Source organism: Mesorhizobium sp. M5C.F.Ca.IN.020.32.2.1 (assembly GCF_004023105.1).
Classification (GTDB): Bacteria; Pseudomonadota; Alphaproteobacteria; order Rhizobiales; family Rhizobiaceae; genus Mesorhizobium; species Mesorhizobium wenxiniae.
This window is the reverse complement of the sequence record NZ_RZSX01000192.1, coordinates 1-8,512: the sequence shown is the minus strand read 5'-3', so window position 1 is coordinate 8,512 and position 8,512 is coordinate 1. Positions and strand designations below refer to the sequence as shown.

12 protein-coding genes and 2 pseudogenes are annotated in these 8,512 nt (G+C 58.6%); 10 read left to right on the top strand and 4 right to left on the bottom strand.

The features are described from left to right. Positions 1-35 precede the first annotated feature (35 nt). Positions 36-1,805: a DNA ligase D gene (ligD, locus tag EOA86_RS12315; protein ID WP_128341879.1), complete on the bottom strand. Its 1,770-nt coding sequence runs from the start codon at positions 1,803-1,805 to the stop codon at positions 36-38. Positions 1,806-1,942: 137 nt separating this feature from the next. Here ligD and EOA86_RS12310 point away from each other — a divergent pair, with 137 nt between their 5' ends. Beyond that, positions 1,943-2,227, top strand: coding sequence for a hypothetical protein (locus tag EOA86_RS12310; RefSeq protein ID WP_029352425.1), 285 nt, complete (start codon positions 1,943-1,945; stop codon positions 2,225-2,227). Between the two features lie 224 nt (positions 2,228-2,451). Here the strand turns inward: EOA86_RS12310 and EOA86_RS12305 are convergent, their stop codons facing one another. Next, positions 2,452-2,631: a hypothetical protein gene (locus EOA86_RS12305; protein WP_128341877.1), complete on the bottom strand. Its 180-nt coding sequence runs from the start codon at positions 2,629-2,631 to the stop codon at positions 2,452-2,454. 118 nt (positions 2,632-2,749) lie between these two features. On the opposite strand from EOA86_RS12305, the gene EOA86_RS12300 reads away from it, so the two are divergent. Both EOA86_RS12300 and EOA86_RS39350 read left to right on the top strand, forming a co-directional pair. Then, on the top strand, positions 2,750-2,935 hold the full coding sequence (locus tag EOA86_RS12300) for a DUF3606 domain-containing protein (RefSeq protein ID WP_128341875.1): 186 nt from the start codon (positions 2,750-2,752) through the stop codon (positions 2,933-2,935). A gap of 116 nt (positions 2,936-3,051) precedes the next feature. After that, complete coding sequence (locus EOA86_RS39350) at positions 3,052-3,309, top strand: hypothetical protein (RefSeq protein ID WP_206630004.1); 258 nt, start codon at positions 3,052-3,054, stop codon at positions 3,307-3,309. 918 nt (positions 3,310-4,227) lie between these two features. Here EOA86_RS39350 and EOA86_RS12290 read toward each other — a convergent pair. Continuing rightward, a complete protein-coding gene (locus EOA86_RS12290; protein ID WP_128341873.1) occupies positions 4,228-4,725 on the bottom strand; it encodes a YidB family protein in 498 nt (165 codons plus the stop codon). Positions 4,726-5,006: 281 nt separating this feature from the next. Between EOA86_RS12290 and EOA86_RS12285 the strand changes: the two genes are divergently transcribed. From EOA86_RS12285 to EOA86_RS12270, 4 genes and pseudogenes are all read left to right on the top strand, one after another. Beyond that, positions 5,007-5,249 (top strand): hypothetical protein, encoded by a 243-nt coding sequence (locus tag EOA86_RS12285; protein ID WP_128341872.1) that lies wholly within the window; start codon positions 5,007-5,009, stop codon positions 5,247-5,249. Positions 5,250-5,453: 204 nt separating this feature from the next. Continuing rightward, positions 5,454-5,922: pseudogene (locus EOA86_RS12280) on the top strand (EAL domain-containing protein); the annotation flags it as partial. A gap of 445 nt (positions 5,923-6,367) precedes the next feature. Then, the gene (locus tag EOA86_RS12275; RefSeq protein ID WP_245497246.1) at positions 6,368-6,685 is read left to right on the top strand and encodes a pilus assembly protein TadG-related protein; all 318 of its coding nucleotides are present in this window, start codon (positions 6,368-6,370) and stop codon (positions 6,683-6,685) included. Between the two features lie 10 nt (positions 6,686-6,695). After that, complete coding sequence (locus tag EOA86_RS12270; protein ID WP_128341870.1) at positions 6,696-7,079, top strand: hypothetical protein; 384 nt, start codon at positions 6,696-6,698, stop codon at positions 7,077-7,079. Positions 7,080-7,121: 42 nt separating this feature from the next. Here EOA86_RS12270 and EOA86_RS40150 read toward each other — a convergent pair. After that, positions 7,122-7,271, bottom strand: a pseudogene (locus EOA86_RS40150) (IS1 family transposase); the annotation flags it as partial. A 77-nt stretch (positions 7,272-7,348) separates the two neighbouring features. Here EOA86_RS40150 and EOA86_RS41200 point away from each other — a divergent pair. The 3 genes from EOA86_RS41200 (at position 7,349) to EOA86_RS12255 (ending at position 8,129) form a co-directional block, all read left to right on the top strand. Continuing rightward, the gene (locus EOA86_RS41200; RefSeq protein ID WP_348633342.1) at positions 7,349-7,555 is read left to right on the top strand and encodes a DUF5071 domain-containing protein; all 207 of its coding nucleotides are present in this window, start codon (positions 7,349-7,351) and stop codon (positions 7,553-7,555) included. Continuing rightward, entirely contained in the window at positions 7,552-7,773 is a 222-nt protein-coding gene (locus tag EOA86_RS41195; RefSeq protein ID WP_348633341.1) for a DUF5071 domain-containing protein, read from the top strand. Before EOA86_RS41200 ends, EOA86_RS41195 begins: the two co-directional genes overlap by 4 nt. Positions 7,774-7,925: 152 nt before the next feature. After that, complete coding sequence (locus EOA86_RS12255; protein ID WP_245497245.1) at positions 7,926-8,129, top strand: hypothetical protein; 204 nt, start codon at positions 7,926-7,928, stop codon at positions 8,127-8,129. Positions 8,130-8,512: the final 383 nt, after the last annotated feature.

The window sequence follows — 8,512 nt, the reverse complement described above, 5'->3', positions numbered from 1 at the left end:
CCGGTAAGCAGCATAAAAGCTTCGAATGCGAGCGGCTACGCCGCCCTTCGGGCAGCCGCTCGGAACGGATGGTCGATGGTGAAACCGTCGGGCCGAATACCCCGCTCAACTTGGCTCCACGTTACAGGATGGGCGATTGGGAAGCCCGGTCGGGCTCGTGGGGAGAAGGCTCCCACCGCGGTGTTGCCACGTCCGTTGCGAAGGTAGTCAAGAAAGATGCGACCTCTTCGGGCTGCCGGAGCGGCAGAGAGTAGATAACGACCGGGGCGTGCCTCAACAAGGCACTGGGCGAGCGACTTGGCCAATTGCCGGGCGCTGTCGTGGGTCATCTTTGTCTCAAGCGGTCCCATTAAGTGAATGCCCTTGCCGCCCGTCACCTTCGGCCAACTCTCCAGACCTGCCGCTTCCATGATGTCGCGGAGCGCCAACGCGGTCTCGATCACTTCCGCCCACTCGATGCCCTCCCCCGGATCGAGGTCCAGCACGACGCGATCAGCATGCTCGATATCGTCAACGGTGGCGTTCCAGGGATGCACCTCTACGGCATTCATCTCGACCAGCCCGAGCAAACCGGCAAGGTCGTCCACCCACACGCGAACGCCTTCGCCCCCCTCGCGTTTCTGGACGCGCAACTGATGTACCGCCGCGGGAATCTCGGGCAGCTTGCCTTTGTGGTAGAAGGTGGCCCCAAAAGCATGGCGGACCAGCTTCAGCGGTCGCCGGCCGAGATGGATCAGCGCTTGATTGGCAACCCGCTCCCAGTAGCGCACAAGCTCTTCCTTGGAGGGCGAAACCGCATCCGGAAGCAATTGCAGAATGTTCTCGCGAGGAACCCCATGTTGCCCGACTGCCTCTCGTCTCTTTGAAGCGGGCGACTTCGCCGGGATCGTCACGAGGTCCTCGCGCAGGCCCTTGAACACTGCCTCGCGCAGGATGCCACGATCGGTGACGCCGCTGAATTGCACCTCGGCCAGGACCTCTGGTCTGATCCAGGTCGCCTTCGGCTTCACGATGGGCTCTGATAAAGGCGACTTGCCGATGATCAGTGGATCAAGCCGCTCTCTAACATGCCGCGCTGTCGTCAAGCTGTAGCCGCTTTGGGCCTTGCCAGCGTAGAGCAGGCGATCGCCTTCCCAGCGGCCTATGTAAAGGGACGCAATGCGGCGTGGATGGGCGCCGAGCTTCTCGACGAAAGCAACAATGGGGAAGGTGTCGCTCTTGATGCATTTCACCTTGAGCCAGCTCGTCTGCACACCTGAGCGATAGGGGGCATCCGCTCGCTTGGATACGATCCCCTCCAAGCCCATCCGGCATGCATGTTCAAACACGTCGCTGCCGCTCACCTCCAGATGCTCGGCATAGGTCAGTGTCGGCGCCCTGTCCTTCACCAGCTTTTCTAGCGCGGCCTTGCGTTTCACCAGCGGCTGTTGCCGGAGATCCCGACCGTTGAGGTGCAGCAGGTCGAACGCATAGAAGATGACCTTCGGCGAGTATGGATTGCCCAATTCCCGCTCGAGGGCTTGGTAGTCCGGCAACCCGGTCTCGCCCAGGACGACAGCCTCCCCGTCGATGATTGCTGCTTTAACCGGTAGGTTCGCCGCTGCCTGGACAATTCCTTTGTATCGATGCGACCAGTCGTAGCCGCGGCGCGTGAAAGCTCGTGCTGTGCGGCCATCGACAATTAGCTGCGTGCGGTAGCCATCGTATTTGACCTCGTGCAGCCAGTCGCTGCCCGCGGGAGCTTTCGCAACCAACGTCGGCGATTGAAACTCAATGAATGATAGCCGGTCTGCGGCGCTACTCATGCACTTGTGACTCCCCGAACCGCGATTCAAGCCGCAGGGCGGGCAATCGGTTCCGGAACATTTTAGCAAAATTGAATGTTTAGTAGCATGACGAAACTATCCGACGTGCACGATCGGCTGGAAATGGAGCCTAGGCCATGGCGGTAAAGATCGGCGACGAAGTCACGCTCACCGTGACAATCCTGAAGGTGCTGGACAACGGCATGTCGAGCGTGAGCATACCCTCTTACAACTTTCCCTTTTCGATCGACACACCGAAGAGAACAAGGGCCGGCCAGAAGGTCGAGATCACCGGCTTTGTCACTCGGGTCGATGACGAGAACGGCAAGGTGACGGTCCGGATCGAAGGAGCCGGCCTAGTCACGGTAGATGTCGAAACAGTATCGCACGAGCCCGCGCCTAGGGTGCGTCAGTCTCGGTGATCATGGCCCCTGCCGCGAAAATTGCGCAGTGCAAGGCTAATCGCAAGCCGTTGATCAACGAATTGTTTAGCGTGCTCCGCGATCCTGGTTGCCGAATGGAAGCTCTTGCTGAAATTGTCTCTTGCGGCGGACCCCAATCCGCTCGGCCGGTGTCTCTACCAGGCAATCTACCCCAACGCCCCCAAGGGACGCCGGCCACAAGCGTGTCCGTTCGGCACCTAGTGTCAACGCCGCGATTTCAACAGCCGGGCCTCACGCAACAATGAATTCCAATTGGTGCCGATCAGTTCGATCAGCACCCGAGCATCAGACTCCGAGATGCCTGTTTGCCTGGCCAATTGCTGGGCCAAAGTCTCGACGGCAGCCCCGCTATCTGGCCTTCCCTTACTATCATCCTCGCTCATAGGGCAGCTCCATAGAGCCGAACGCAGAGCGAGGCCGAATGTTTCTTTAAAGCAACCCGAATTACGGGAACCTTCTGGCCAATCCCGCGGTTTCGCTTGGCCAACAGGAGGACGATCAATGGCCGACGACAAGACAAAGCGCGATTTCCGCGACCGCAATCGGGTTTCCGCCGACGAAGACTACGAGGTCGATCATTTCGCCAAGTCGAATGGCATTACACCGGAGCAGGTCAGGGATTTGATCCGCCGCCACGGCAACGAACGGGCCACGCTGGAGCGTGAGGCCAAGAGAATGCAGTCATGAACGAGTGCTGTCCGACTATGACGAGGATGCCCGATCGAGACCGTGGTCAACTGTCGCCTGGGAATGATCTAGAAATTCACCGCTTCGCCAAGGAAAACGGCGTCCGGTCCGACCAAGTGCGCGAGCTGATCCGGCGGCATGGGGCCAGCCGTGCGGTGCTAACGGAGGTCATTGCGGCGCTTCGAAGACGAAGCCCGGCAGTGGCACTCTCGGATATTGACCTGCCGCCCGTAATCGGCAAGCGGCAGGGCAAATGCGAGGCTGATCATTTCAACCCCTGTCCGGTCTGTGGCCAAGTTTTCGACATGCGCGATCGGCGCCAGGCAACGTGGCACGCGCAGCCGGAACATGAGCCACTGGATATGGAGGGCTGAGATTGGTAGCTGGTGGACTAGGGGTTCTCGTCAGCGAAGTCTATCCCTCCCCGCTCAAGCTCCTCCTGAAGCTCCACCGCCAACGCAAGAAGCCTCGGTGGCAAAGTCTGTTCGCCGTCCAATCTTAGCAGATCTCGAAGCTTGCGTCGGTAGCCTTCCGATCTGATCAACTCTCGGAAGGCACGGTCTTTGTCGTGAGTTGCCATAACGATCATCTTTGGTGCGCAACTCTCTGATTGCTGAAGAGTTCCGCAAAGGGACGACGTGTTTGCTGCAGCATAATTCGTGGAGGTCGAATGCTACGGCGCGTCCGAACGCCGGAGCTGCCGTCACGATAAGCTCGATCAGCGCCTTGTCCGTGCATTCGAGATGAGGGCCATCTTGGCGAACCGCTGCTACAATGGCCTTGACAGAGACCGTGCCACCGTAGGGGATCTTGTGGATGGCCTCATGGACAAGGTCCACGGCTTCGCGCTCACAATTCGTCTTAGCATTCACCTGAGGCGGCCCCCGGCCATAAGCCACAAGCGCCCATTTGTTGGCACTTTGCGTCGGAAGATCAACAGGTTATTTTGGGCCGCGCACAAATGGTAGAGGGGCGAGGATAACCGGCGCTCAAGCTAACGAACGGCTACTGCTCGCCCCATCGGAAGCCACGGACAGGCCTAGGGCAGTAGCTGCCTCTATAACAGCCTCGATTAGCTCGCGTCGGCCGGTGAGAGCCAGGCGCGTTGCCGCTGGGAACTCTCGTCCCACCTGAGGCTCGACATCGATGACCCAGCGGGAATCACGTAGAGCGGCCAACAGATAACTCCGAAAATTGCTTTCGCTGGCTCAGACCCGGGCTAGCCCTGCCCGCTCATCCCAGGCGCTGCGCGTGTGCCATTTACCAGATCGCCCCGGTGTAGAGCTGTCACTCTAGACTTCGCTTTGGCCCGCGGGATTTTTAGCTTGCGTCGTAGGCGGGGCCACGTCGTCAAGCAGGGTCGTCTGATCCGAGCCTTGCGTCGGCTCAGCTGGCAATTTGCCATTTGGCGTCATCTTGTTGACAGCCTCGGGCAGATCTCGCGTGATCCTGGCAATGAGCTCCTCCCGCGATAGGCCAGTCTGCATAGAAAGAGCAGTGAGCGTCTCCTCGTCTATGGCCGTTTCCACGTCGCGTGGCTCGATCGGTTCGTTCGGCCCGGTGCCAACCCAAGAGTCCACCTTGGCGCCTGCGCCCGCAGTTCTGAACCGGTCGAGGATATCGCCTAGAGCTGTGCCCGACACGCCCTTGGACAACTGGTCCACGATACCGCCCTGCGGATTATTGGGATCGCGCTCTCGTGCGCGACGGATCATGTCTCCGATTTTGTCGCGATTCTGGTAAGCTAAAACCCCAAGCATTGCGATCGCTAGTTTTCCGAGATTTGCCATGGTTCCTCCTTTCCAACGTGAAGAAGGGCTCCGCTTGGCAAAAGTTCCATGTTCGATGAACTAATCTTGTCGCGGACGTGCACGGAAATCTATGGTTCGATGCTACTCCCATGAAGTACTTGGCTTTTGCCGCCCTGCCACAAGCTAACGACGCAGGCACAACGCCAGAATGAAGGCGCCGGCGAGCAGCATGGCAACTAATCCCCAGTTAATCCGGTAGATCATCGTTCGTCTGCCGACATATCCTCCGCATTGCCTGGACAACCCCCAGGCTGCCAAGCTTGCTGGTGGTCAAGGTCGCCGCGCAGGTGCTTGACGCGGCCGATCAGCCCGGGCTTAACGCATTGCAGCCAGACGCGTGCGCGCATGGCGTGCACGGAGCGGAACGCCTCTATCTTGGTGTCGAACTTTCCAAGGACATGGCTGCTATCGACGATTTGGAAGGCTGCTTTCGGATTGCATCTTATCCGACATTTAGGTCCGATTTGCGCCCAAGTCGACGTCGAGCATCTGGCGGCGAATAGCTGCTTTACACCTAAAGCGGTGCCGCGAATGCCCATCCCACGACGTGGTCAAGTTGAATTGCCATCATAAGCATTTCTTCAAGGTATGACCGTTGGTTTTTCTCCGAAGCTCGTAACCAACTTCGGGGAAGAGTATGTTGAAGGTCTATACCTGCATTGCGATGCAGCATGATTTGCGTCTGGTTGCCCTGGCGGCCTTGGTCTGCGCCGTCCCGCCTCGAGCTGGAAATTACAGAGTCGTCGCTGATCAAGGATATTGGCCGGGCCCTCGCGGTCTTGCACAAGCTCAAAGACCTTGGCGTCCAGATCGCCATGGATGATTTCGGCACCGGCTACTCATCGCTGTCAAACCTGAGGGCCTTCCCGTTCTACAAAATCAAGGTCGACCAGTCCCTGTCCGTGCGGTGGATACCAGCGACGAGGCGCCGTCATGCGCGCGGTCTTCGGGCTCGCTCGAGGTCTCAAGCTTCCCGTCTTGGCAGAGGGCGTCGAGACGGATGCGGAACTGAGCTTTTTGCGTGCGGAAGCCTGCGATGAATTGCAGGGCTATTTGCTCGGCCGACCCTGTCCCATAGCCGAGTTAGCGCGGCATACAAGCGGCGAAGGCAAGGTAGCCAGCCCCCAAAGGCCGCGTAAGCACAAGTTACGAGTAGTCGAGGACCGCGCGGCCTAGCGTGCCACCTCCATAATTGAATTTTTGCGATTTGAATCCTTGTCAACAAAACGTAGGCGTTTCGTTTCGAGCGCGCCGAGGGCGAAAAAATCTGCAGCAGACGGTGACATGTCCTTGATGATCTTCAACGCCAGTAGAGGGTTGTCTATCTCGCATCGGGTTATTGAAGGCGACGACATAGAGCGGCAGGCGTGTTGCCGAGCGAAGAAGCCGTGTTGCTGCTCTACGGCCCCGAGCCTATCCACGAGGGCGAAGTACTCGCAAAGGCAATCATTGAAACTGTGGAAAGGCTAACCCGATCGCCGGCTGACGAGAGGGCCAGCAACTAGCAGCGTGCTCGCGGAGTGCGGCCGCGGGAGCTTGTGCCGGCCGTCCCAGCGAGCGGACATATCATTGGAGTGAAATCCTTAGCCATTCTTTCATCCATCTCTTCCTTAAATACCCCATGGAAATGGCACGCCGTGTATCGAGGCGGTTTGTCCGGTGTCTGCGACGAGGCGTCGGGACGAGCGGCAACATTGCCGTTATTTTTGCCCTGTCTTTGCCGATTGTTGTTGGCGGTGCTGGCCTCGGTGTCGAGACTTCCTATTGGTATTACAGCAGCTTGAAATTACAGGCGGTTGCCGACGCGGCAGCTTATGCTGGCGCTTTGGAAAAGGTTTCGGGATCCGACAAGCCTGCGATTGTCTCCGCCGCGACGCTTTCAGCAGCGCCGCACTGGTTCTGTTTCGAGCACCGCGCCGAAGGCGAGCGATATCTATGAGGAAGCCTGGATGATAAGATCCCCAAGACGGCAAGAGGAATACGCGGACCGTGAGATCGACTGCCAGGAGGCCATGGACCCAGGTTTTCAGGCCATCGTCGATTGCATGCTTGAGGCTGGCCGGACGCGTGGCGAGATCATGCGCTCGCTACGCCGGCTGATCGCGCTCGGTCACCATGAGCCGACGATCTGGACGACGTATACGCCCGCGACGGATCGAAGCCTATCTGCTGTTCGCCGGTTGCGCCGCCGCCGCGAGCTGGCCGAACAACTGGCGATCATCGCCATCGGTTCGCGCAGCAATCCCAAGCAGGAAGTCGGGAAACGACCTGCCGAAGGTGCTAAGGGTCAAAACTCAATCAGCAGGCGGTCGACAATGGCCGGGATGGGGTAGCAGGCGGCCCCTCGCCTAACACGACGGATACCCGCGCCGGGGGTTGGGATTGCCCTCGATTGGCGTCTTACGAGCGCCAGTGCATTCGGCGGGGCTGTAGCGGCCCTTGGCTGTTTCGGGCGAGTTGCCGTAAAGCTTGACCAGCATGGCATAGTCGATATCGCCACCGAAAGCGCCTTCGACCGCCTCCAGACTGACCCACTACCAGATGGTGGTGGAAGCGGACGTTGACATCGATCTTCGGGTGCTCAAAAAGAGCGCAAGGATCGATGTGCCGTGAGTGGTCTCAGATGATCGATGCACAGAGGCTACTGCCGCGGAGCAAGCACGATGTCGATTCTATCCCTTTCATTATCAAAGCGGGCTATCCCGCGATCGCGCCGATACTGGACGAACTGTTGGATTGGACGGCCGATAGCAACTGGCCGGTAGCTAGACCTCTCGCTGATTTCCTCGTTACCTTGGGGCACCGCTGATTGATCCGATTTCGCGGATCCTTAAGGGAACCGACGGAGCTCAAAAGTATCACTGTATAACTCTGGTCATACGGAGATTGCCGATCGACGTTCTCGGCGGCTTGGAAGAGGATCTGCGGCAACTAGCGGATCATCCAAACGAAGATGACAAACGAGAGGGCATCGATATTGGAGCGAGTGAGGTCTTGCTTCATTTCGAACGCCACCATTTGCCATGATTTATGTCCGCAACAGGTCGTTTTTCGGATGGTCCCTGTTGCCACATTGCTAGATCACAGCACCCCATTGCCAAGCGATCGGGATGCTCATCGATGGCCAGTCCAGTGTTGACCTTCGAGGGAACGATCCGGTCCGCCCTGAGTTAGTAATCATGACGAACACGATGGAACCCTACGAAAGCGCGATGGCCAATGCCAGGGAACGCATCAAGCGGACCGAGCTCGCGCTTGAACGCTCAGAAGAAATGCTGGCCGAGAACATCGCGCTTTGCAGCAGGATCCGCGCGCAACGGCGTCTGGTCGAGGCCGCACACCGCTTAGTGAAGATCGATCCCCCAGCACCGACGGTGGGCTGAAGGCCTAGCAGCGGGGGGTGGTCTGTCCGTCCTCATTCCTGCCGAAAATCCTGTAGCGATGCATGCCGAAGGTCTTCCTCGCCACGCAGGTGTTTGACGCAGCCGACCACCTGCGTGCTTGACCCGTTGCGTCGCCAGCCGAGACTCAAATCCGAAGCGCGGATTCAGTTCCCGGAACATTTTAGCAAAATTGAATGTTTAGTGGAATGACGAAGCTATCCGACCTAGGCCCACCGATCACCAGCAGGCGTCACGCCGACCCGCCCAAGAACGAAGGCGACCATTTTTACATCTGCCCGATCTGTGCGCAGCCGGTCGATATGCGGGATCTCAGGCAAGTGATCTGGCACGATAAGCCGGTGCACGATCGGCTGGAGATGGAC